This is a genomic window from Yersinia mollaretii ATCC 43969 (genome assembly GCF_013282725.1).
Lineage (GTDB): Bacteria > Pseudomonadota > Gammaproteobacteria > Enterobacterales > Enterobacteriaceae > Yersinia > Yersinia mollaretii.
In genome coordinates this window covers 4156440-4181163 of the sequence record NZ_CP054043.1, presented here as the reverse complement: position 1 = coordinate 4181163, position 24724 = coordinate 4156440, and the positions used below count along the sequence as shown (strand labels likewise).

The window sequence follows — 24724 nt, the reverse complement described above, 5'->3', positions numbered from 1 at the left end:
TCGTGGGGCATTGCGGTTTGAGATAGTGTCACCTCTATGGCGTGACAATTCGGGCTGATCACAGCACGGGGGAAGCTGTTTTTGCTATCGAAGCGGCTTTACTGTGGAATGATCATGATCACTGAGTTTGGGTTACTTTTCTTATAGCGGTGATATTGCAGGATTAGCGCGGCTAAATCATCATCAACGGCATAAAAATAGGCTTCAGGAACATCAAGCACTTCTGCAAATTTGCGCACAAGTTTAAAGTCTGGAGCATGAGTCTCTTTTTCATACTGACTAACACGCGAACTGGCAGATTCTTCATCAATGCCAGCACGTTGTCCTAATCCGGCTTGAGTTAGCTCTGCATTGACTCTTGCTAATTTGAGACGTTTACCTATCACACAATCACCTATTCATCAGCCCTAGGTGGTTGATTATCTCCACTTTCTAGTTCTTCATCTTATCGGTATCCTTACTAAAGCAAAGTTAAACTTGAATTTAGCGTATTTTTTGATCAATAATAAAGAAATCCTTTCATTGTTGTAGAAGCACTTAATAATGGAGCCTTATGAAACCTTACCGACAAAATCAAAAGGAAGATTGGCACCACGCAGATATTATGTCGGCATTGAAGAAGCGCGGTAAGTCTCTGTCGGGTGTTTCCAGAGCTGCGGGCTTGTCATCTGCCACGTTGGCTAACACGTTGTATCGCCCTTGGCCCAAAGGAGAGTGGTTGATTGCCGATGCGCTGAATATCCATCCCGCCGAGATTTGGCCGAGTCGCTATTATGATGCAGAGGGGAAGTTAATTGATCGCAAGAAAAGAATCAGAGAGAATAAGCCCAAGTAGTCGGAACGATTAGCGCGGTAATCCCGTGCCCATCGAGGGGATTAAAAACGTTGGAATTATAGATAAGCGAAGTGCTGGATTAGTAATTATCTTCACTGTCTTTAGCGGCTGAACGAATAGCTAGCCAAGCAAACAGAATAATAACCGCCAAAACAGTGTTTACAATTAGTAATATTTTCAATATCAATCCCCTTTATTTTAAGTGTAGGTAATCCTCACTATAATATGCGATGAATAAAATTATGTCGGATGATCAAATAAGTATAAGCGGTCATTATCTGACGTTCAAATTCGAACAATATGCATAAGAGTCGATATTGATCAACTCTTCAACAGCATCCATAGATATTCATTTTTATTGCGATATGAATATCTATTTAGCATATTGGAATTTAGTGAAATATTCCATAGAATTATAGCGAGCAAAAATCTGAAAATAGCAGTAAAAGGGCGCTGTGCTTAATTTCTCGTTCTATCATGAGCACATGATGATGATAAATCCAAAGGATAAGCAAAATGCTTGAAACATCCAGACTTATTTTAAGACAGTGGGAAGCTAAAGATTTGGCTCCTTTTGCTGCTCAAAATGCCGATCCTGATGTGATGCGCTTCTTTCCTGCTTTGCTCTTGAGGGAAGAGAGCGATAGCCTTGCGGCGCAATTCAGAGAAGGGATTGCTGAACGTGGCTGGGGATTTTGGGCGGTTGAGTTGAAAGAGGCGCGCAGATTTGTTGGTTGTGTCGGTTTGCATCCACAACCGAATAAATTTGTTTTTTCGCCGTGCATTGAAATTGGCTGGCGTCTCGGCAAAATAGATTGGCACAAAGGGCTGGCAATGGAGGCGGCGCAAGCATGTCTGAATTATGCTTTTGAGGTTTTGGCGTTAAATGAGGTGGTTTCCTTGACTTCGGTTCTTAATACACCTTCTGAGAACCTAATGAAGCGGCTAGGCATGGCAAAAACAGGGGCGTTTGCGCATCCTGCGTTGCCGTTAAACCATCGGCTTTCGCAACATGTTTTGTACCGAATTCAGCGACCCTCACTGGGTACAGATATATCATCATTTATCTGACTTTATTATTAGCGACGGGAATACATAGGCAAAGTGGAGTCGCTGATGGAGGGCATAAAAATAATTTCATATATTTGATGATGATTTAAACCGAAAAAAATAGTAGTGCCTATAGAACTGCTTACAACAAACAGACATGAAAATTCCCGCTTAAATAAAGAATTATCTTTCAATAAAATAAATAAATCCTCTATAAATTCACAAGTAAATTTTATACATTCAGGTTATAAAACAGCATTTTAAAACGTATTAATCTTTTCCTTATTAAATCTACTGCGATAAGTGTTTTTGTACGAAAGTTAAATAGCATCTCAATAAACTACGTTATGACTATTGAGAAAACAAAACCGAATAATAGTAAAGAGGTTTGTTTTGAAAAAGAATAGAATTAATTCATTTAATGTTGATAACTACCCAAACGATATTATTATTTTAAATAAAGAAGAGACGTTTGTTTATCGCATAGACTCACGATCACCAGGGACCATCATGGTTGATGGATTTAAATCTTACGGCGATAATTATGATATTTCTACTTTTATTGCAAATCCACCGAAAGATGCAGGTTTTATTTCAACATCGACTTCTAATCCAAATGAGATGGTTGAGGAATATTCGCTTAGAGGTTTCGTAATAGAGTCAGCCCTAGACTTTGCCGGTAAAAATAAAATTAATATTGAAGATGTAGAGGATCCTCCTACACTTGTAGATATGCCGACGGATTGGCTATTCAACCGATATAAAGGAGAAACTACGGCGCTGGTTTACAAAATAAAACTCAAGCCAGGTCAGGGAATAGATGTTGAAAATTCAACTTTCCCCAATAGCGTCAAACATAAAGGGCAAAAAGAAATATCTGTTATCAAGGAGATAAAAACTGAGCAAGTTATCAGTGTTTATGAAATAACTTTAAATTTCCCCATATTTAAGATGGCACAGTTGACAGAAAATATTGTTGAAAAAAAATCTCATCAGGTACTCACTTTGCATGAACTGGCAGCTAGAAGTAATATAACAAAAGAGCCACTGTGGGAAGCCAATCAGCAATTTCAACATCTGTTCAATGATGAGGTTTTTTCTAAAGACATAAACATTAAACTCGTCGCAAAAAAAACACTTATTACAAGATCCACAGCCTACTCTTTTGAATTATCGATTATTAATGATAGCCTTGATAAGGGAAATACATTTAGGATAATAAAAGTTAGTGAAGTAGATGAGAGTTTGATTCTTAATGAAAATTTTGCAACAACGCTTGCTCGGGAAATACTCAGTCATTTATATATTGGGGATAATAGCATAAAAAGCAGCGCTGAATTTTCCACGGCTGAACCCATAATGTATAAGCTTAAAAAGTTGGATAGCAATATCACTAATCCTGCTGTATTTGAAAAAAATACTAAAAAGTTAAGAGTCTTGGGCGAAACTATCGATTTCTCAGTCTGGGAAAGCCCCGACCAAGCTTACTTCACGTCATTGCCAAATACACCTCTGGAGCCTGAGGGCACTCATTACGAAAAAACCTTAATCTTTCAATTGCAAGGCGATGATACCTGTTTTGAAGCAAGCCGCGCATTATTTAATAAGCACCGATACACAAGTGAGTGGTTACAATTAGGTGACGGCAAGCCGGCAGAAGTTTTTACTTGGGGCGAGACCTATAAAAAGTTTGTCTATACCTCCCCCCTTAAATTAGACAAAGAAGGCAAGATCCGTATCACCTTGGTTGGCCATGGCGAGACCGAGGGTGATACCACTACCTTTGGTGGGATGAATGCCGAAACGCTTAAAGGTCACTTATCATCACTATTTGCACGTTTGGGATCTAGCTCTGTTCTGATTAAAGGTATTACGCTCAATCTCACCGGATGTTCATTACTTAACCCGAAACAGCCACTGGCTGATACTTTACCGGGCCAATTGGCTATCTGGCTTAAACAGCAGGCGGAAATACTTGGTCTTGATGACAGTAATTGGTCAGTTAATGCCCGTGAGAATGACCTGCTTGTGTTAGAGAATGGCAAAAAAGAAATAAGAATCAATGATCATTGGATTAATAAGGAGGTTGCTGATATTCATGGGCTGGTTTACAAAACCAAATTAGTTTGGAATAAGGAAACTCAGTCACTGTATAAATTACCGCTGTCTATCGAGGAATTGCAACAAGTCACGCCTTATATTGACGATGCCATAGCGACACATAATCAGTTGGATAGTCAGTCTGCCACCTTGCTGGAAGAAATGCACCGTCAGGTGAGTCAACGCATCAGTGAATTGTTGCTGCTAAACGAAAAACATGAATCCCACCGCAATGAAATTGAGCAGCGAGTTTCGGAATTACTGGAATTGGTTAATCTGGGTAATGAGTGGAATGACGCCGCGAGTCAGTTACACCTAGATAACCACCTAGATGAGCACTGGCATGCCACTTTTACCGTGCAAGCAGGCGAAAACGGTGGACATCAGGTGGCCTTTGTCAACTCACTCACCGATAAAATCCAATATATCAGCACGCGTGAAAGTATCTTTTCTGAGTTTAGTCAGCGCTATGAGCAACTGCTTGGTCATTTTAGCAGCGGCCTAATGTTAGATAAACAAAGTGGCAAAATCATTGCGAAACCTAATGTCCTTGAAGGCGAGGCGGCACACACCTTAAATGCCGCCTTTATGCTTCAAACATTGATGAATATTAATCCCAGCAATGGCGGTATTAATGCTCTCAGCTGGCCATTACAATTACAGACTTATACTCAGTTGGCACAAAATACCCTCGGCTTAGTTCATGATGTCAGTGCAGTGGCTAATTTGGTTAAACTTGCCTCTGCGACTGAATTAAAACCCCTTAGCGCGGCAACATCACTCCTTGGTACGGTGGCCCCAGGGGTTGTCGGGTTGTTACTGGATGCTGCTAATATTCTGGGCATGAGTTTTCAACTCAGTGCATCCACTGACCCGGTAGAAATCAATACCACGATTGCTAATTTAACGCTAAGCAGCTTAATGGTCGGCACTAATATCGCAGCCCTACTAACCTCACTCTCGGCGGCCTCCGCTGCGGTCAGTGGCCTGCTTGGCATGGTCGCCGTGCCATTGGCTGGCATTGCCGCGGGCTTACCCGCATTAGTCGGTAACTACACCACCCTCGCGGAACAGAACAAATCAGCCCTCACTGCCTTTGATGCCATACAAACCAGCGTCAGCCAACCCAATCAGCTGAGGAAAATTTCGGATGCAGGTCAAAGCCCTATTGTTTGGGGGCTCGCTATGGGGGCCGTGGTCGACAGTATTAATTTTCGCGATAACCATGTCCATTTTGGTTCCGTTACCTCGGTGGGTAGCAAGGGAGGATCTTGGCATACTCACTCCGGTCATTGGGACCATTACTTAAGCGGCCCGTCTATTGATTACGGGTTGAAGCTGGATCTTTATCTTGGTTTGGGATTAAAGGAACACACCCAAGAGCTGGATTTAACAGACGCGCAAATATTCCTGCTACCCGCATCCGCACAGCGCCACTATACATTCGGCTACGATGAAGCACCGGGGATCCGTTATAAAAATCCGTCAGCCTTGATGGCATTGGGACAATATTATGGCGCCCAGTTTAAATGGGGTTTCTATGCATTACCCACAGATTGGGCTATTACTCGTTTAACTGCCGAACTATTTTCCACACCAATAAATGTACAACTGGACAGCCGTGCCCGCACGTTAATCGTTCCCACCCTACTTGATGATACTGAGCGCGGTAAGCTTTTCTATCAATTGATTGGAAATGGTGGTGAATACACTCTGATCATGCCGTCTAAAACAGTGGCAATCACTATCACCTGCGCAGATGCAGACAAAGAGCATTGGATCTTTGATATTGAAGCCTTAATCAAACAAAGCTCGGTTGTGGACAATAAAATTGTTCTCGGCGCACTATTACCGGAACGGATCAAAGCTATAACCTTACATAACAATATATTGTCTGTTGGGGATCAGCGTATACAGTTTAATGGTAAACCCCCGGTTCATCTGCTGCTAGAGTCACGTCTAACACTTACTGGCGTTACCAAACAAAATAATAGCCTGCCCACATTAACTCTGGCGTTATCTGTTGGCGAACAAAACTCGCCACCTCGCCCTGTATTGATGTTCAGTGACGATACGCTACTGGAACAATATGCCGCACAAATACTGCAAGCAGTGCGGCCTCTAGCTTCACTGGTTGCAAAAATTCCTTTTGTGGCGGGCAAAAGCAATGGTGTGATTGATATCGCCAACAATTGGCTGTGGTTGGCACAATCTCAGGGACAATTGCTTTTGTGTGATGGTAACCGACTGAGTAAGAGCCTTTTCCCTAAAAGTGCGCAGGTACTGATCGGGCCTAATGATAAAATTATGGCTACGGGGAAAATGGGGGATCTGAGCTTTAATGCCATCTTGGAACAGCAATCCGGGAATATAGCGGTATCATTGATCTACCTAGAAATAGTGATTGCTGATGCAACCTCTTTTAGTCAGGCACCCTTCCAGGAATTTGCCGACCACAGTCTGGGCGGTGTTATTGATAGCCTGCTTGCACGCTATCCAGGCAGTTTTGCGCGTGAAAACTTGAGCTTTAACCCACAAGGCGTATGGCGTTTTGCCAGCCAACAAGGCGAAGGGTTCTCCTTTGCACTATCTGAGAGGGATTTACTGAGTGTCAGCAATGCTAACTGGTCAAACTCTCAGGCTGAATTTATCTATAACAACCTCTATTCATCAACTACAAAAACGTTGGAAGTTAAAGCCAAAGCGACAACTGTAGAATTAAACCTAAGTAAACAGCAACTGGAGCTCAATTGGTTAGACAAAAACACGCAAATTATTATTTTCTACCAAGACAACCTTAGCTGCATTGGTTTGGCGCTTAATGATATTCCTGTAGCGAATCTCTATATCGCTGGCCTGTCGCGGAAGAATCGTTTTACCGTCAATATCCTCGACCATACGCAGCAGAGTATGCTGCTCAATATTACTGATAATGATTTTGTTATGCGCTCAAACTTAGGACATAGCATCAAAGTGGCTAATGCCCTTAATATGGAAGAAATACTATTCTTCAGCTTTTTGAATAGCCAACAAATGTCGTTTCAAAAAATCAAAGCCAATATTCTCTTTTCATTAAATAAACCCATTACTCAAGTAATGACCTACTTCAATTTGGAGTCTATTCCCAACGCTGAATTGATTGATGGATATTACCATTTTATGGGTAAATCAGGTCTCTATTATCAAGCGCCAATGGATATTGCCGCTGCCAATAAGGCAGCCGATATTGCTGATGCCGCTGATATTACGCATGCACAAATTCAAGTTCAGCAGCTCGCATCAATAGTGCCATTTTTTTTCGATATGGAACCTGAACCTACTTTGTCCAACGGCCGAGCGTTTACGGTTGTTGGATATAAGGGGCCGCAAGCTTATAGAATCCCCCCCAATATTAGGTCTATTTCAATATTGCTACAAATAATACAAGGGGGCACCATATTTAATGGTGTCAAATTCCAAAATATTAATCTCGATACCTTTTTTCCTGAAACCGGACAGGAAGCCATTATATGGCTACAAAAAATAGAAATGTTAGTAACGCACTCGGGGCAGAATCAATTTATCCAACGTTTGATGTTTGGCTCACAACCGAACACTTCTATAGAGATCAATATTCGAGATGTGAAGAAATTTATTAATGACTATCTGAACAAAGCGATTAAACAAGGAGGCTGGGTCAGCAACTAAAAGTTGAACCGGGCAAGCAGGTCACTCTGCTTGCCGCGGTAATATAAATAAACTAGCCACTAGGGGTCAGTTTGGATGGGTTTTTCGCTGGAGTGCGGGTTCTAAATAACACCGCAACTAAGGATTTAAATATGAGTCTTTTTGACAAAGTAAAAGCACTATCAATTCAGGCCGTGAAGAGCTGACCCGCCAGCTGGGTCGTTTTAAAAATAAAAAATTCATGCAGGGTACACATCGCGGTGTGGACACGTATTTGGTTTTTGAACCGGCTGAATTTGGTTTCTGAATCACGATTTTTAAGAGGTTGTTATGGTTTCAACACACATCGGTTTTCCGACTGAAACAGTCATTGTTTTCATTGCACTGTCAGTCGGGGCCATCTTCATTGACTTGTTTATGCACCGTGACGACAAGCCAATCTCGTTGAAAAGTGCCGTCCTGTGGTCCATCTTCTGGGTCGTCGTGGCGATGGCTTTTGCCGGATTCCTCTATATTCACCACGGTTCCGAAGTCGCAAGTCTGTTTGTTACCGGTTATGCGCTGGAGAAAGTGCTCTCCGTTGATAACCTGTTCGTGATGATGGCTATCTTCTCGTGGTTCTCGGTGCCTGACCGTTATTGTCACCGTGTACTTTACTGGGGCATTATTGGAGCCATCGTATTCCGAGGCATCTTTGTTGCCATCGGTACAAGTCTCCTGAGCCTTGGGCTTTATGTGGAAGTGGTCTTCGCGATTATTGTGGCCATGACGGCTGTCATGATGCTTAAAAGTGGTGGTGATAAGGATGAAGTTGAGGATTATTCTCAGCATCTTGCCTACCGCATGGTGAAACGCCTCTTCCCTATCTGGCCGAAACTGAAAGGGCATGCTTTCCTGCTCTCACAGAAAGAAGTTGATGCGGAACTGGCAAAGCCAGAAAACAAAGACGTGACTATCGGCCGTGGTAAGAAAACCGCAATATACGCCACGCCGCTGTTTTTGTGTGTGGCTGTCGTTGAGCTTTCTGATGTGATGTTTGCCTTTGATTCGGTACCGGCAATCATCGCCGTCAGCCGTGAGCCGCTGATTGTCTACAGTGCCATGATGTTTGCAATCTTGGGCCTGCGTACACTTTACTTTGTTCTCGAAGCACTGAAGCAGTATCTGGTCCATCTGGAGAAAGCGGTCATCGCGCTGCTGTTCTTTATCGCTGTAAAACTGGGGCTAAATGCGACAGATCACATCTGGCACCACGGTTACAGTATTACGGCCACGACAAGCCTGTATGTTGTCCTTGGCGTACTGGCTGTGGGTATTGTTCTGAGTATTATGTTCCCAGGCAAGCCAGAAGTTGAGAAAAAGGAGAGTTAATCGGCACTGTTGCAAATATCCAATTTTGATAAACTGAGCTCTCTCCTTGGCATCTGGATGAAACCTACGTCAAAATCGGCGGCAAATGGGTTTATTTGTACTGGGCCGTCGACAGCCATGGTAGAACGATTGATTTTTATATTTCGTCTCGGCGTAATACCCAATCGGCTTATCGATTTTTGAAGAAGATATTGGGTCACTTACGGGATTGGGAACAGCCACGACGTATTATTACAGATAAAGCACCCACCTATGGCAGGGCTCTCTCTATTTTAATGACAGGAATTTATTACTATGTTAAGACCTTTTAACCGACTTCAGCAACATTAACTACAGCGAGGATGAAGTATTTTATCTCAGTGGCAATATACCGCGGTCACATATTGAGGATATATATTCTAAAAATCACTAAAATGAAATAGAAGCAAACAATTAGATAATTAATATTAAAAATCACAAGAATAATTGCGAATATTCCCTGCGGATGTCCCTTATTTTCACTATGGCGTAGCGAACAATCTCATTGACTTTTATTTACTTAGCGTACGTTTTCGTACGGTTGAGCTTCAGACCCCTATTATCAGAGGGATGCATCTTGCATACGTACAGTAACCCAGACAATTAACTGACAAAAAGGAATTGATATGAAGGTTTCTGCTATCATTACATCTCTAACTCTGGTCGGTTTTTGCTTTGCAGCAAACGCCTCTACTCCTAGTAATATCGCCGTATATGCCACTGAACAATCTCAGGGGTCTATATCCATTGGTGATAAAATTGCCTACACTAAAACCTTTGAGGTCTCCATAGCAAAGTTATCAGCAGATACTGTTGATTTATCAAAGTTTTGCCTGAAGGCTTACTCTCCAGACAAGAAAGAATTCAAACTCGATACGGTTGATGAGGTTTTAACCTCTGGTTCCCTGAAAGAAGGTAAACCAGTAAAGGGGATCGCTGTGTTTGCTTCTGAGAATGATGCTGTTCTCAACGCTGCTTTGGTAAAGATCTCCGACGATTGTAAATAATCTGATAAAGCAGAATGCTGCCTGCTTTCTTCGGTTGAGATTTCCAAAGTTGTCTTATGCCGCGAAAGTGTTCGGTAAACTGTTGGTCTGGATACCGCGAACAACTCTGCCAGATCGTTGATAGAATATTGGCCGGATTAGTGCATTCGGCACAGCTCTTTTTGTCGTTTATCCGACAGTTTAGGCTGTTTCGGGGGGAGGGGGGCGCTGTTACTCCCTAAACCCTGATCTTATCTTGCCAGAGCTTTACACTGCTGATAGCCGGAGGATGGATAGGCTGCCAGCGTCTCATACAAAGCAGCGCGCAAGCTCCCGGATTGGCAGAAATCACAGTGTCCACCTGCATCTATATCAGTAATACGGGCCTCCTTGTTTTCTTCCCGCACTAGGTAGGTGCTAGTATAGCTGTAGGTTTTTCCCCTAACCGCGCCGTAGGTGAAGCGCACCTTTACTGTGCTCTGGTCCCTGCTGTCAGCCGTGGGGCGGGATGAAAGAATTTTAGAACCTAATACATAATCCCAGGCATTGGGCAGGAAAGGGTTGCCCTCAACAAAGGGGGGTTTTTCATCTGGAGTCATCCGCGTGGCAATTTCTCGTGCAGCCGAGGCGGCGTGTAGCAAACAGAGCAGCTCGTCTGAGATAATGGTTGGCAGTGCACCACCCAGATAGTTCTGATAGATGCCACTTGGTTTGAGTTTACGTTCCCAGCTTAGAAACTCAGCCACCTTGGCTGTTGCCCGTGCGTTGGATGCAGACTTGGCGTGTACAGGCACGATCAGGGCAATCGCAAGCAGTGAACATAAGATCACTTTCATTATCCTACTTCCTTATTTATTAGCTTTAAACCTTTGTGTACCGGGCTATCAGGGGTATTTTTATTAAAAGGGCTTAATTGGGACAGCAAAACCAACGTCGTACCCTAGGTTGAAATTTGCACAAACATGAAAAGCCAGAACTGGCGTGACCTGTAGAACGATCTTACACATTTACGTACGAATCCTTTCCCCTAGCCTTTTTGGCTGATTTTGTGCGACAAAAAAAGTGTAAAAGAATCAGACGGCCTGCTCAATAGGTATATTATTTAACGAGAAAGTCTTTGGTTGCTAAAAAGAATAGAGTTTGGAGGGTAGAGATCTGTTATCGCCGGGGATAATGGCTGTGATATGGGACGTAACCCTAGTGTTGCAGCCCAAAGATCAACAATAAAAGCATTTTTTCCCCATGAGCCGGGGATTGATATTTGAGATGTTATATCTCGTCCTACAAGAACAAAACAATGAGTTTCAGCATGCTTATGTTTCCCTGCGTGAACAACAAGCTCGATAAGAGTATTATTTTGGTCTTCATTAATCAATTCATATGCGGTAGTGCATGCTAGAGTTGTGCAGCAACCAGCCATAGCCAAGTGAGTTTTAGTCGCTATCGAGTGTAATGTCGCTAATGTGTTCTCTTGTGTTAATTGAATTGTAGCCAGCATATTTGCTTGGTTGTTTGCATGTATTCTTGTTGGGGCGCGGTAGTAATCAACTAGTCGAGGTTGTATCACGTCACGATAGTAGGCATTTTTTTTAGCGAATGTCTCCGCATCTGTGCATGTATACTGTGACATTTGTTGGAATACTTCACGGCATCTCTGCAACAGCATCCAGCTGTTATGTCCTTCATTTTTAAAATAGTCAATGTCGTTGGTGCTGTTAAACGATTTAATCATTATTATGAATTTCTTCCGTTGGTTATTCTATCCATCGATGAGTAAAATCACCGACTCTCATTATTTGTAACAAGCCTAAGAAAGCAGCCTGCTGGCTGTATTTTCAATCATCGGATATTTTTACCAAAGCAGCGTTGAAGATAGTGCCACTACTTATTTTTTATTATACACATTACATGTGATACCAAAATATTTTTCATTGTCAGTATTTTGTGTTATTTTTGTGAGAAATTTCACTGTTAAATAAGTTGTTAGCTCATGTATTGCTCTTTTTCCAAAAAATAAATCTGATTTTATCACTACAGGCTATTTGCTATAGTGTAGAAAAATAATCATATATCAGCTATTACGGAATAGAGAATATAAATTCCCCACATATTCCACACTTCCCAAAAGTGCAGTACATAACTACACCTAAGCTTGATTGGCTCAGTTTTAAATATCGAATATAATTGTGTTGTGTTCGATTTTTTAATTATTACAATAGAGGCGCTAAGTGTTTTTATTTAATATAATGAAAATTAACTAAACTGCGTCGCGTTATAAAAATACAGCCAAAATAAGTTATTATAATGAATATGAAATTTAATGTTAGCCTAGATGTTCTTGAGGAGCGCAAGGGAGCAGCAGAGCGTGCAGTAAAAATTGTGCGTGCCCATCATATTTTGAGCACCAATAGGGATAATTGTGTAAAAATCTCAAAAAGGAGACTGAATAAATTTGCTAAATGGCGAGACAATCCCAATGCTCCATACAAAACGATTGAACAAACAGCACGGAAAGTTCGAAAAATAGGTGTAGGGAATTGTGAGGAGAAGGCATTTATTTGCCTTGAACCATTGGTTAAAGATCCTATATTAAGATTTAATAGGAGTAGGCATTATATTAACTTGTGTACTTCAGGTATTTATGATTCTGACGGTGAGTGTATAGAAGGTGTTGATCATGTTTTTGTTATCATTTCAGATAATAAGATAATGTCTGAAACAAGTATGTTTAATTTGGGCGGTGCGGCCATTATCATCGATGGCTGGACTGAGGATTGGTATTTTCCTAATTTAAGTAATCTGGATATTGAAAAATATTCATTAAAGAATAAAAAATCTAATACTTATGAGCAGCAATATATACGTGACTTAGTTATGGGGGGTTCTGTTTACCCTTTTCAGGATCAGGCTGCACGTCGGCATCAGAAAATGATGATCTATCAAGCATCAGGTGAAGCAATGGGGAGATCTAAATTTTATATAAAGTAAGATACTGTTGCAAATAGCGGCTTAGGGTAAAATTTCCTTCAATTTAAATATCTATCCTGTAAGAGATTTTATGCAAAAGTTAAGAAAATTTAAAGATTATCTAATGGAAAGGCCAAGGCCAAAAGGAATAGATGTACTTTGTGGTTTAAAACATTTTTCAATTATTACTTATGCTGTACCCGCAGAAAGATTTTTAGGCCTATTTCCTGACAGATTTAAATTAGATACTATTGTTATTGAAGGCAAGAACATGGGGCTTATCTCAGTCGTGCCATTTATAGATATTGATTTCACTTCTGCAGTATTTCCATTTCCTAAATTCACGATGGGCCAGACAAATTACCGCATATATATCATTGATCAAGAAACTAATGAACATTGTGTTTGGTTTCTCGGTACGACTCTAGATTCATGGACAATAACCGTACCTAGATACTTATGGAATCTTCCCTGGTATCGAGGCAAGGTCAGCTTTGACTGTGAATTCAATGAAGCTAGCGGTCTTTACGAAAAATACGCAATGGTGACAGAGTCTTATTGGGCAAAAGCCTCTGTTGAACTTGTGCAGTCTAGATATGACCGCTTTGATTTTCCTGGGTTTCCAGATACTGAATCTGCACTCGTTTATCTAACACACCCTCTGGCTGGTTTTTACTATCGCAGGGACGGCAAACTAGGGACATATAGAGTCTGGCACAAAGAGCTGGCAGCTAAACCTGCAACATTGACATCTGCCAACTTTAAGTTGTTATCAGACCTTGGTATCGTAAAGTTACACGAGCAGTGTGCTCCATACAGTGTATTAATCGAACCACTAAATGAGTTTACAATATATTTACCGCCAAAAATCATCCGATGATATCGTCGGGGTTTTAACATTCTTTCACTATTGTTTTACCATCAGTAAATCCCACAAACAAAAAAACCAACCCTAACGGATTGGTTTTTTTGCGGTATTTTGGTCGGCATGAAAGGATTTGAACCTTCGACCCCCGACACCCCATGACGGTGCGCTACCAAGCTGCGCTACATGCCGATGTAGTGGTCTTTATACTACATTTTATCCTTATTAATACAAGACTTGACCGTTCATTCGTCTGTTTTTTGAGCGTTCTAGTGGCTATTTTTAGAACTAGTTCGCAATAAAGCGTTTTATATCTGTCAGCACTTGTAACAACAGGGGGAGCTGTGGCTTTTCATTTTTGATTTCATTGCCTTGCTCATCATAGGTACGATATTCACCGTTATTATCTAACACCACCGTTTGTGTTGGTGTTGTGATGACCAGCGTGCCATTGTCGCCAGTCGCCACCCAGTTATTGTTGCGCTGCGCGGCAAACAAATCTTCCCCTTGCGAGTAATCTTCTGATGCCGTTTTGACATGCAACAATCGCTGCATCAGTGTCGTCATGATATCTTCATGATTGGTCAGCTTATTCACGCTCTGTGCCGGGGTGCCCGGCCAGTGAACTACTAATGGCACTTGGAGCTGTTGACGATTAAATCCGCTGCCTGCGCCCCAACTATTATTGCCGCTATCGTTAAATTCGACGCCATGGGCCGCAGTAATAATAACCACGGTTTTATCGAGCTGCCCACTCTGCTTCAGGGTCTCCAGAATCGTAGCAATTTGCTGATCCACATCTCGCGCACCCGCTTGATAGTTCTGGATAAAGTTAGCCGGTGCTGCCATTTTCTTGCCGGTGATTGGATCTTGCGCTTCCGTTGATCCGTTCAGATTAATGTACGAGAACCAAGGTGCATCACTTTTGGGTGTTGATAACCACTGTTGCCATTGGGCCGTGGTTTCGCTGTCTGTCTGTTTCACTGGTGCGGGCAGGGTGAAATCGGCTAACAATGCCTGGCGGTAGAGTGGTGACTCAAAGCCATCGGATGAGAACAGACCGAACTGATAACCCTGCGCACTCAGTGCCGTCATAAATGCAGAAGGCTCACGGGCAGAGAGAATACCGTCTAAATAGGTCGGCGATATACCATAAAACAGACCAAATAAGCCGGTATCTTGACGATTCCCCGAACTGTAGTGGCGATCAAACTGAATGTTTGCACGACCAAACTCGGCCAATGCAGGCATATCTTTCTCAAGGCTACTCAGACGAATGCCGTCAACCACAATCAATAACAGGTTATAACCGCTGCCTTTATCGCTGAAGGTAATCGGGCTGAGCGGATATTCAACCGCCAGTGCATCCGGTGTGCCTTGTTCCATCAGGCGGCGTTGATACTCTTGCTGATCAAGCAGGCCGTGTTTCTCGAGGAATTTACGGGCAGTCATTGGGTAGGAGAGTGGCAGGTTTGCTCGCTGCATACTGATTGGGCGATAGAAATTAGCATCAGCCCAGATGTACATCAGATGCGAGGCAAAGAATGCAGAAATAAATACCGCTACCAGTGGCTTAACAAAGCGCTGCCGGTTAAGGCTGCGCAGTTTTTGCCAAGCCCAAGTGCCAAAAAGCATCTCGACCAGAAAAATGACCGGCACCGAAATAAACATCAATTGCCAATCGCGTGCTAGCTCTGTTTGGTCCGGGTTAACCACTAACTCCCACACCACCGAATTAAGATGTAAGTGGAAACGGGTGAAGACCTCGGTATCCACCAATAGCAGGGTTAAACCCGCAGTGGCAAAGGCGGCGGAAAGAAAACGGAGTAGCCGTTGTGACATCACCACAAAGGTTAGGGGGAATATCACCAGCAAATAGGCGGCAAAAACGATAAAGCTAAAGTGCCCAAGCCAGCTAACGAGGGCATAGATACGGCCAATCAGCGAGGAGGGCCAATCGGAGACAAACAAATAGCGACTACCCAGCACCAGGCTGAACAGAATATTAAACAGGGCGAACCAGTGCCCCCAGCTGATCATCTGGGAGACTTTTTCACGATAGCGCTGACGATTTGTCACCATATTGAGATTGCAGTCTTGGCCGATAAATTAATGAGCTTTATCTTCACGTACCGAAGCCTGAAGAGCTTCAGCGAAAGAACGTGCCAATACTTTGCGTTGCGCGGGGGCAATGCTGGTATTGATCAGATTTGTTACCATATTTCCCAACACCATCAAAGAAAGATCGGTTGGGGTACGATGTTTTTCCAGTACGCTGACCAATTCAGACAGTAGTTGTTCAACGTGTTCGTCGCTATAACGGGATGATTGTGGCATAAAAATTGTACTCAACACCTGACAAAGTCCCACATCTTACCGTATAGAGACGCGCTTTTCCGCTATTTTATAGCATTAAGAATCATTAGCCATTAATTGAGGGGCGTCATCGTATGGGGGGTTGCAGCTCTCAGGTATCAGTGATTGAATACGCCCCTAGCCAAAAGGAGTATTTATCATGAGTCTGGATATCGACCAGATAGCCTTACATCAGCTTATTAAGCGCGATGAACAAACGCTTGACGTGGTGTTACGCGATTCCCTGTTACCTGCCAATGCTGTCGTTGAAGAGATGATGGCCGAGCTGCATCGTGTTTACAGCGCCAAAAACAAAGCTTACGGCTTATTTAATGAGCAAAGTGAGCTGGCGGATGCGCTGAAACGATGCCGTAAGGGTGATGAAGACTTCCTCAGCTTTAGCCGTGCAGCGACCGGGCGTTTACGTGACGAGTTAGCCAAATACCCGTTTGCTGAAGGGGGGGTGGTGCTGTTTTGCCAATACCGCTATCTGGCAACCGAATATTTGCTGATCTCGGTGCTGAGCAGTTGTAATAGCATGCGAGTGGATGAACAGCTTGATCTGAGTACTACCCATTATCTTGATATTAACCGCGCGGATATTGTTGCCCGTATTGATTTGACTGAATGGGAAAATAATCCTGAATCGACTCGTTACCTGACCTTCCTGAAAGGGCGGATAGGGCGAAAGGTATCTGATTTCTTTATGGATTTCCTGTCAGCAGCCGAAGGGCTGGATACCAAAGCGCAAAACCGTGGTTTATTGCAGGCAGTTGACGACTATTGTGCAGATGCCGAGTTAGGCAAAAATGAGCGGCAGGCCTACCGTCAGCAGGTTTATAGCTACTGTAATGAGCAGTTGCAGTCTGGCGAAGAGATTGCTTTGCAGGAGTTGGCTCAAGAGCTGCCGAAGTTCGGCGAAAAAGATTTTCAGCAATTCACGGCTGAGCAGGGTTATGCATTGGAAGAGAGCTTCCCGGCGGATCGCGGCACTTTGCGTCAGTTGACCAAGTTCGCGGGCAGTGGTGGCGGGTTGAGTATCAATTTTGACGCGCTGCTGTTGGGTGAGCGTATTTTCTGGGATGCGGCGACGGATACGCTGACCATTAAAGGTACGCCACCGAATCTGCGCGATCAGCTACAGCGTAATTCAGGCAAGGGTTAATCTAGGCAAGGGTTAATCTAGATAAGAGTTAACCGCTTGATCTATGGCTTTGTTTAGCCAATAAAAAACGCCGCATAAGCGGCGTTTTTTATTTCGGCGTCCCGAATATCGAAGGCGACGCGATTAAACGCGAACGAAGTCGATATGAGTCAGTTTTGGCTTGAAAGCGTGACGCTGAACAGCCTGCACTTTAACTTTGGTTTCTTTACCGTCGATAACCAGAGTCAGTACGGAATCATAAAAGCCCGGTTTGATTTCAAGGTTCTTGGTGGTGTCATGGTCAAGAGCAATAGAAATAGCTGCTTCTGTGCCACCGTAAACGATTGCCGGGAATTTATTTGCTGCACGCAGGCGGCGGCTCGCACCCTTACCCTGGTCGTTACGTACTTCTACATTGATAGTGGTCATTTTGTTTTCTCTTAAGAAAATTTACCCTGCTACAGGCGACCCAGCAACAGGTTCGATACTCGGCTTTGATTGGGTAAACCCAGAGCAAAGCGGGCGGCATTCTAGCGAAATATCGGCCAAACAGCAAATGAAACTGAGAAAATCTCAGGCTAAATGCGGCTTAAGCTAGGGGATCCGCCCGCCGAAAACGGCCCTGATAATCAAATACCTTTTCCCTGATTTGCCACCATTGCCCACGTTGGCGGGCGACGACAAAATCGGGGTAACGTAACAACGCTTGTTGCGCGATGATATCGGCTGCCGTTTGCCATTTTAGCGCAATACCCGGTGCGCGCTGATGAGGGCGCAGGAAAATTTGCTCAAATGCCATACGCTGCGCGGCTGTGGTTAAGCGAAAACGCTCGCTGGTATTGGTGCCGTCTTCATCGTAATAGGTGATTTTCAGCCACTCGCCTTTAGCATCACGGCCCGTTTCCAGACTCATTCCGCCGCAACGTAGCACCAGCGCATCTTTCAATTTTAGCGCAGCTTTCAGCATGTCATCAGGATCAACCAGCACTTCCTGACACTGATGACAGCGGCGCGCGGCAATATCATTTTCTGCCCCGCAATGCGGGCAAGACTTAAAGCGGAAGCGGTAGTCACATTGCGCTCGCGCCCCTTGATCATCCTCAAACCAGCCCTGACAGCGGCGGCCATAGTGCTCAATGATCTGCCCAGACTCGGTGCATTTCCCCCAGAAAATATTGGCGAAGCCGCAATCTGGGCAAAAGACCTGCACTGGCTGGCTGCCGCTATGGGGTTTGCTGGTACCCACTTCGGGGGTAAAAAGATCGTGGGGATTCCCGGCATAATCCAGAATTAGGCAATCTTCTTTACCCGGTGAGAGCCGCAAGCCCCGACCGACAATCTGCTGATACAAACTGACCGACTCGGTGGGGCGCAGAATCGCAATCAGATCCACGTGAGGTGCATCAAAGCCCGTGGTCAGCACGGCGACATTGACCAGATAGCGCAGTTGTTGCTGCTTAAATGCGGTGATGAGGGCATCCCGTTCGGCGGGGGGAGTGCCAGCACTCACTAACGCGGCCTCGCCTTTGGGCAGCAATCCGTACACCTCTTTGGCGTGCTCAACAGTGGCCGCAAAAATCATCACCCCACGGCGTTGGGCGGCGTACTCCATTATCTGGCTAACGATATGCGGGGTGATGCGTTGCTGCTGTTTAAGCTCTCGATCGAGATCCGCTTCACGGAACATACCGTCGCTGTTGCTGGTCAGACGGCTGAAATCATATTGCACCACCGGCATATCCAGCCGCTCCGGTGGCACCAGAAAACCGTGCTTGATCATGTAACGCAGCGGTAATTCATAGATGCAATCGCGGAACAGCGCTTTTTCATCACCACGGGTAATGCCGTGATAGTGGAATTGATAAATCCAGCCTTTGCCCAGCCGATAGGGGGTTGCTGTCAGCCCCAACAGACGTAGCCGGGGGTTGGTGGTGCGTAAATGCTGGATAATTTGCTGATATTGGCTGTCATCTTCGTCACTGATGCGATGGCATTCATCAATAATCAGCAGCGAAAATGCGCTATCAAATAGCGGGAGATTACGTGCCACAGACTGCACACTGCCAAACACTACTTTGCCTTCACTTTGGCGCTGTTGTAGCCCGGCGGCGAAAATATCGGCCTCTAAATCGTAGGCGCAGTATTTGGCGTGATTCTGCGCCACCAACTCTTTGACATGCGCCAAAACCAGTACACGACCACGGGCCAGTTTCGCTAATTCGGCGATAACCAAACTTTTACCCGCCCCCGTGGGCAAGACAATCAGTGCCGGGTCGGTGTGGCGACGAAAGTGGGCGAGGGTGGCATCCACCGCCTCTTGCTGGTATGGGCGTAGCGTAAAGGCCATTAATAGGCCCGCCTGATGAGGATAGATGTCATTTTCAACCTAAATATCATTTCCACACTTATGACTTTTTGAGTAACTGTTCCTAGGATGATATGGCAACCGCCGCTATACTGCTTTATTAATTTCTCACCCTATTATTAGCACTCTGCCGCTGTTGGCAGCAGTGATTATGGGTATCGTGCCCGTCAGTGGTACGACTATACAACAGGCAAAGTAGATTCAATGCGATTGGACAAGTTTTTATCTCAGCAATTAGGGGTTAGCCGGGCGTTGGTGGCGCGCGAGCTGCGGGCCAAACGAGTCACTATTGACGGCGAAGTGGTCAAAAGTGGTGCGACTAAGCTGACACCAGAGAGTGACGTAAGATTTGATGGCAACCCACTACAGCAAACCCTTGGCCCCCGTTACTTTATGCTGAACAAGCCGCAGGGTTATGTCTGTTCGACAGAAGACCCGGATCATCCTACCGTGCTCTATTTCCTTGATGAGCCAGTGGCTTACAAGTTGCATGCCGCTGGGCGGTTGGATATTGATACCACCGGATTAGTGCTGATGACTGACGATGGTCAGTGGTCGCACCGGATAACCTCCCCACGCCATCATTGTGAAAAAACTTATTTAGTGACGCTGGAGCATCCAGTCGCTGAAGATACGGCGCAGCGGTTTGCTGATGGTGTGCAACTGCACAATGAAACCTCTCTGACCAAGCCGGCCCAGCTCGAAATTATTGAGCCGCAACTGGTGCGCCTGACCCTCAGTGAGGGGCGCTATCATCAGGTAAAACGCATGTTTGGGGCGGTCGGAAATCGAGTGTTGGCACTGCACCGTGAACGCATTGGCGCAATGATACTTGATGACGATTTAGCACCCGGTGAATACCGCCCGCTAACGGCTGAAGAGATTGCTAGTGTCGGCGCGCCCCATCTGTAATGGCTTTTCTATTGTCGCGTGGGTGAGCTGTTCCCACGTGGTTTGCAGCGGATATCACCTGCCGTCAGTTGTTGAAGGAGTTGTTGAACGTGCATGCCAGTAACCAAAACGAAGCGCAGAACCGCACATCCCACTTTGGCTTGATTTTTATCTTGGGTTTGCTGTCGATGCTGATGCCGCTGGCGATAGATATGTATCTGCCGAGCATGCCGATTATTGCGCAAGAGTTTGGCGTAGAGAGTGGCGCGGTACAGATGACGCTCAGCGCCTATGTGCTGGGATTTGCTATCGGGCAGATGTTCTATGGGCCAATGGCCGACAGCGTAGGGCGCAAGCCGGTTATCTTCTGGGGCACGCTGATCTTTGCGCTGGCTGGAATGGCCTGTGCCATGGCGCAGTCGATTGAACAACTGATTAATTTGCGTTTTTTGCATGGCTTATCTGCCGCTGCTGCCAGTGTGGTGATTAATGCATTGATGCGCGACATGTTCACCAAAGATGATTTCTCCCGAATGATGTCTTTCGTGGTCTTGGTGATGACTATCGCGCCGTTGCTGGCTCCCATTATTGGGGGCGCACTGCTGGTGTGGTTTAGCTGGCATGCCATTTTCTGGACGATGGCCGGTGCGGCATTGATTGGTGCAATACTGGTCGCACTTTATATCAAAGAAACCCTGCCCAAAGAGAAACGGCAAAGGTTTCATCTGCGCACCACTATCGGTAATTTTGCGACACTCTTCCGCCATAAGCGGGTGCTGTGCTATATGCTGGCCAGCGGCTTCTCGTTCGCCGGAATGTTCTCGTTTCTCAGTGCCGGTCCCTTCGTTTATATCGATTTGAATGGCGTTTCGCCGCAGAACTTTGGCTATTACTTTGCGCTGAATATTGTCTTTTTGTTCTTGATGACACTGATTAACAGCCGCAATGTTCGCCGTTTCGGTGCGCTGAAAATGTTCCGCTTTGGTATGCTGGTTCAATTTGTGATGGGGATCTGGTTGCTGGTGGTGTGTGCCACTGGCCTAGGATTCTGGGCATTGGTGCTGGGGGTGGCGGCTTATGTCGGTTGTATCGCGATGATCACCTCGAATGCTATGGCGGTGATTTTGGATGATTTCCCGCATATGGCGGGGACGGCCTCTTCTCTGGCTGGGACTTTACGTTTTGGTATTGGTGCCGTGGTGGGGACGCTGCTGTCGATGGCTCCCTCGCGTAGTGCCTGGCCGATGGTGAGTTCAATGGCGTTTTGTATTATTGTCGCCATGTTGTTGTATCTCTATGCCAGCCGCCCGCAGAAAAATGTAGTGAAAAAAGTATAGCGAGTAAAATGTGAAAGGCGGACGCCGAAGGGCGTTTCCTTTCTAGCCATGATCTACACCCTTATTTGCTGCCAGTCTGTCGATGAAATCTATCGATTTAATCTCGCCAATGCCCCCCTCGGTTTACCCCGTCATTTTGTTAAATTTCACCCCTAATTCTGACCAATAAGCGCCGTTTTATTGCGCTCAATCAATATAGTAATCATGCATATTATTATTCGTTGCATAGTTATTCTTAGACACATATTGTTAACTTTTTAAGCGCTAACATAAAAAAGCGCTAAAGAGTTATCGAATGATTTTTATCAGATATTTCTGCCAGTTAAAAGGTAACTGATACCCGTTAATTTATATATTTATCAATTAATTAATGTGGTTTCATTACGTTGAATTTGCCTTGAATTGTTCCTTAAATGTAAAATATTGGCGACGATTAAGTAACGCGTTTGCAAGAAAAATGGTTGAGCTGACCGCCATAAAGGTATAAATATAACGAAAAATGGGATCTAAATCCCAAACCGGTAGTTTCAACCTTGGCAGAAAAGGTTGACGAAAGGTTAAAAATAACACAAAAGTAACATTGTTAGTTTTAAGTTTCTAAATTGTTATCAATGTTGTGTTTTGATTGAGTGTGAATCATGCACAATGACAACTTAGCGGCTATAACTTTAATGAGTGTGAGTCATTGTGGTGCCTTTGTAATTTTTGAAATTTTATTTTGACTAGGAAAAACACGTGAATAATATCCAACTTTCGGTAGTACATCGTCTGCCGCAAAGTTACCGTTGGTTATCTGGGTTTATCGGGGTCAATGTTGAACCGATACCACTGACGGCGATAGACGATACCCAAAATGACCTTATGGGGCTGAAATTACTCAGCCACGATGGCAATCATGCGCAGATTATCATGCAGCGGCTGCATCTCTCGCTTCAAGAGATACAAGTGGATTCCGCGATTGTTGAATGGGAGGGTGAACCTTGCCTCTTCGTTCATCGGCAGGATGAGAGTGCGACCATGTGCCGCCTGAAAGATGTAGGTGTCGCCATTGCCGAAACCATGACGGCACTCTATCCCTTCTGATACGCCATTAAGCGTTCATCGGCGCTATTTGTCGACCGTATTTATTCATCGATGATATCGTCAGCCCGGCATGTTGGCGCATTTTAATGCTTGCGCCATTAGTCGGCAAATTGTAGCAACTGCTGCGTATATTGCTTTTTTGGCGCGGCAAAAATCGCCTGACAGTCGCCTTGCTCTACCACTTCCCCCTGCTTTAACACAATCACCTGATGGCATAACGAACGAACAACTTGCAAGTCATGGCTGATAAACAGGTAGCTGAGTTGGTAACGCTGTTGGAGGGATTTGAGTAGAGCCAGAATCTGTGCCTGTACCGATTTATCCAGCGACGAGGTGGGTTCATCAAGAATCAGCAATTGCGGTTGCAGGATTAATGCCCGTGCAATAGCAATGCGCTGGCGCTGCCCGCCGGAGAATTCAGTCGGATAACGATAGCGGCTCACGGGGTCCAGCCCGACTTCCTCCATGGCCTTAATCACTCGTTGCTCACGGTGCACGGCACTGAGTTTCTGATGAACTTCCAGCCCTTCAGCAATGATCTGCTGAACATTCAAGCGCGGGTTGAGCGCCGAATAAGGGTCTTGGAACACCACCTGAATGCGGCTGCGATAGGGCAACATCTGTTTTGGCGTAAAGTTGTGCAGTGGTTGCCCGTTAAACCAAATCTCACCTTGGGAGGGTAATAAGCGCAGCAAGGCCAGTCCGGTGGTGCTTTTCCCTGATCCCGACTCGCCCACTAATCCCAAACTTTCACCGGGTTTTAGCTCAAAACTGAGATCTTTCAGTGCATAGTGGTGATCGACCGTTCTGCGCAGTAAGCCACGTTTAATGGGGAACGCCACTTGCAGCCCTTTGACCTCAAGCAGCGGCGCGAGACCTGACGTGAGGGGCAATGGCTCGCCCTGTGGTTCGGCATCCAATAACTGGCGAGTGTAGGGGTGCTGTGGCGTACTGAACAGCGCCTGACGGCTATTCTGCTCGACGATACGACCTTCACGCATCACGGCCACGTTATCTGCCAATCTGCGGACAATATTCAGGTTATGAGTGATAAACAGCAAACTCATGCCCATCTCTTGCTTTAACTCTTTCAGCAAAGCCAAAATCTGGGCCTGCACCGAGACATCCAGTGCCGTGGTTGGCTCATCAGCAATCAGTAATTTGGGTTGGGTCAATACCGCCATCGCAATCATCACCCGCTGGCGCTCTCCGCCGGAAAGCTGATGAGGGAAATCAGCCAATCGACCTTTGGCATTCCGAATACCCACGCGGTCGAGGCACTGAATAATTTCGGCTCTGGCCGCCTCCTGACGCATACCTCGATGCAGTGACAGCACTTCGGCCAACTGCTTCTCGATGGTGTGCAGAGGGTTGAGTGACACCATCGGCTCTTGAAAAATCATGGAGATCTGATTGCCGCGAATACCACGCAGTGTCGAATCATCGGCATGCAGCAGTGATTTGCCCGCAAATAGAATATCGCCGCCGGGGTAAACTACCGGTGGCGAGGGCAGTAAGCGCAATATCGACAAGGCAGTGACACTCTTACCGGAGCCGGATTCCCCCACCAACGCGAGGGTTTCACCACTATTGACCTGCAATGACAGCTCGCTGACCACTTCACGGTCAACGCCCGCTTGGCGAAATGCCACACTGAGGTTTTGAATATCCAGAAGTGGAGAGGTCGCCAT

19 protein-coding genes, 1 tRNA gene and 3 pseudogenes are annotated in these 24724 nt (G+C 45.1%); 13 read left to right on the top strand and 10 right to left on the bottom strand.

The features are described from left to right. Nucleotides 1–98: 98 nt before the first annotated feature. Nucleotides 99–386, bottom strand: a complete 288-nt coding sequence (locus HRD69_RS18555) for a helix-turn-helix domain-containing protein (RefSeq protein ID WP_004874722.1) — start codon at nucleotides 384–386, stop codon at nucleotides 99–101. A 167-nt stretch (nucleotides 387–553) separates the two neighbouring features. Between HRD69_RS18555 and HRD69_RS18550 the strand changes: the two genes are divergently transcribed. The 7 genes and pseudogenes from HRD69_RS18550 (at nucleotide 554) to HRD69_RS18520 (ending at nucleotide 10047) form a co-directional block, all read left to right on the top strand. Continuing rightward, nucleotides 554–835, top strand: coding sequence for a helix-turn-helix domain-containing protein (locus HRD69_RS18550; protein WP_004874723.1), 282 nt, complete (start codon nucleotides 554–556; stop codon nucleotides 833–835). A 516-nt stretch (nucleotides 836–1351) separates the two neighbouring features. Continuing rightward, on the top strand, nucleotides 1352–1906 hold the full coding sequence (locus HRD69_RS18545) for a GNAT family N-acetyltransferase (RefSeq protein WP_004874724.1): 555 nt from the start codon (nucleotides 1352–1354) through the stop codon (nucleotides 1904–1906). A gap of 372 nt (nucleotides 1907–2278) precedes the next feature. Beyond that, nucleotides 2279–7672, top strand: coding sequence for a TcdA/TcdB pore-forming domain-containing protein (locus tag HRD69_RS18540; protein ID WP_004874725.1), 5394 nt, complete (start codon nucleotides 2279–2281; stop codon nucleotides 7670–7672). A 131-nt stretch (nucleotides 7673–7803) separates the two neighbouring features. Then, nucleotides 7804–7904: pseudogene (locus HRD69_RS18535) on the top strand (Tellurium resistance protein TerB); the annotation flags it as partial. 77 nt (nucleotides 7905–7981) lie between these two features. After that, the gene (locus HRD69_RS18530; RefSeq protein WP_004874726.1) at nucleotides 7982–9022 is read left to right on the top strand and encodes a TerC/Alx family metal homeostasis membrane protein; all 1041 of its coding nucleotides are present in this window, start codon (nucleotides 7982–7984) and stop codon (nucleotides 9020–9022) included. Between the two features lie 32 nt (nucleotides 9023–9054). After that, a pseudogene (locus HRD69_RS18525) lies at nucleotides 9055–9297 on the top strand (DDE-type integrase/transposase/recombinase); the annotation flags it as partial. A 369-nt stretch (nucleotides 9298–9666) separates the two neighbouring features. Beyond that, nucleotides 9667–10047 (top strand): DUF4354 family protein, encoded by a 381-nt coding sequence (locus HRD69_RS18520; RefSeq protein ID WP_032814011.1) that lies wholly within the window; start codon nucleotides 9667–9669, stop codon nucleotides 10045–10047. A 53-nt stretch (nucleotides 10048–10100) separates the two neighbouring features. Here HRD69_RS18520 and HRD69_RS20690 read toward each other — a convergent pair. The 3 genes and pseudogenes from HRD69_RS20690 to HRD69_RS18510 form a co-directional block, all read right to left on the bottom strand. Beyond that, nucleotides 10101–10238 (bottom strand): annotated as a pseudogene (locus HRD69_RS20690) (helix-turn-helix domain-containing protein); the annotation flags it as partial. 39 nt (nucleotides 10239–10277) lie between these two features. Beyond that, a complete protein-coding gene (locus HRD69_RS18515; protein ID WP_004874727.1) occupies nucleotides 10278–10862 on the bottom strand; it encodes a hypothetical protein in 585 nt (194 codons plus the stop codon). A gap of 266 nt (nucleotides 10863–11128) precedes the next feature. Then, nucleotides 11129–11758 (bottom strand): hypothetical protein, encoded by a 630-nt coding sequence (locus HRD69_RS18510; RefSeq protein WP_050413187.1) that lies wholly within the window; start codon nucleotides 11756–11758, stop codon nucleotides 11129–11131. A 572-nt stretch (nucleotides 11759–12330) separates the two neighbouring features. On the opposite strand from HRD69_RS18510, the gene HRD69_RS18505 reads away from it, so the two are divergent. Next, nucleotides 12331–13014, top strand: a complete 684-nt coding sequence (locus tag HRD69_RS18505; protein WP_152412084.1) for a hypothetical protein — start codon at nucleotides 12331–12333, stop codon at nucleotides 13012–13014. A gap of 70 nt (nucleotides 13015–13084) precedes the next feature. Further along, the gene (locus tag HRD69_RS18500) at nucleotides 13085–13873 is read left to right on the top strand and encodes a DUF2071 domain-containing protein (protein ID WP_004874729.1); all 789 of its coding nucleotides are present in this window, start codon (nucleotides 13085–13087) and stop codon (nucleotides 13871–13873) included. Nucleotides 13874–13973: 100 nt separating this feature from the next. Here HRD69_RS18500 and HRD69_RS18495 read toward each other — a convergent pair. The 3 genes from HRD69_RS18495 to HRD69_RS18485 form a co-directional block, all read right to left on the bottom strand. Beyond that, nucleotides 13974–14050, bottom strand: a tRNA-Pro gene (locus HRD69_RS18495). 96 nt (nucleotides 14051–14146) lie between these two features. Continuing rightward, the gene (gene yejM, locus HRD69_RS18490) at nucleotides 14147–15940 is read right to left on the bottom strand and encodes an LPS biosynthesis-modulating metalloenzyme YejM (RefSeq protein ID WP_004874730.1); all 1794 of its coding nucleotides are present in this window, start codon (nucleotides 15938–15940) and stop codon (nucleotides 14147–14149) included. Nucleotides 15941–15967: 27 nt separating this feature from the next. After that, a complete protein-coding gene (locus tag HRD69_RS18485) occupies nucleotides 15968–16195 on the bottom strand; it encodes a YejL family protein (protein WP_002208836.1) in 228 nt (75 codons plus the stop codon). A gap of 178 nt (nucleotides 16196–16373) precedes the next feature. On the opposite strand from HRD69_RS18485, the gene yejK reads away from it, so the two are divergent. Next, nucleotides 16374–17378, top strand: a complete 1005-nt coding sequence (gene yejK, locus HRD69_RS18480) for a nucleoid-associated protein YejK (RefSeq protein ID WP_004874731.1) — start codon at nucleotides 16374–16376, stop codon at nucleotides 17376–17378. Nucleotides 17379–17501: 123 nt separating this feature from the next. On the opposite strand, the gene rplY is transcribed toward yejK, so the two are convergent. After that, entirely contained in the window at nucleotides 17502–17786 is a 285-nt protein-coding gene (gene rplY / locus HRD69_RS18475; protein WP_004874732.1) for a 50S ribosomal protein L25, read from the bottom strand. A 160-nt stretch (nucleotides 17787–17946) separates the two neighbouring features. Continuing rightward, on the bottom strand, nucleotides 17947–19704 hold the full coding sequence (gene radD, locus HRD69_RS18470; protein WP_004874733.1) for a DNA repair helicase RadD: 1758 nt from the start codon (nucleotides 19702–19704) through the stop codon (nucleotides 17947–17949). 222 nt (nucleotides 19705–19926) lie between these two features. Here radD and rsuA point away from each other — a divergent pair, with 222 nt between their 5' ends. The 3 genes from rsuA to HRD69_RS18455 all read left to right on the top strand — a co-directional run bounded on the left by rsuA (nucleotide 19927) and on the right by HRD69_RS18455 (nucleotide 23033). Next, a complete protein-coding gene (rsuA, locus tag HRD69_RS18465; protein ID WP_004874734.1) occupies nucleotides 19927–20634 on the top strand; it encodes a 16S rRNA pseudouridine(516) synthase RsuA in 708 nt (235 codons plus the stop codon). Between the two features lie 89 nt (nucleotides 20635–20723). Continuing rightward, a complete protein-coding gene (locus tag HRD69_RS18460) occupies nucleotides 20724–21950 on the top strand; it encodes a Bcr/CflA family multidrug efflux MFS transporter (RefSeq protein WP_004874735.1) in 1227 nt (408 codons plus the stop codon). Between the two features lie 735 nt (nucleotides 21951–22685). Then, on the top strand, nucleotides 22686–23033 hold the full coding sequence (locus tag HRD69_RS18455; protein ID WP_004874736.1) for a YejG family protein: 348 nt from the start codon (nucleotides 22686–22688) through the stop codon (nucleotides 23031–23033). Between the two features lie 98 nt (nucleotides 23034–23131). Here the strand turns inward: HRD69_RS18455 and yejF are convergent, their stop codons facing one another. After that, nucleotides 23132–24724, bottom strand: coding sequence for a microcin C ABC transporter ATP-binding protein YejF (gene yejF / locus HRD69_RS18450; RefSeq protein ID WP_004874737.1), 1593 nt, complete (start codon nucleotides 24722–24724; stop codon nucleotides 23132–23134).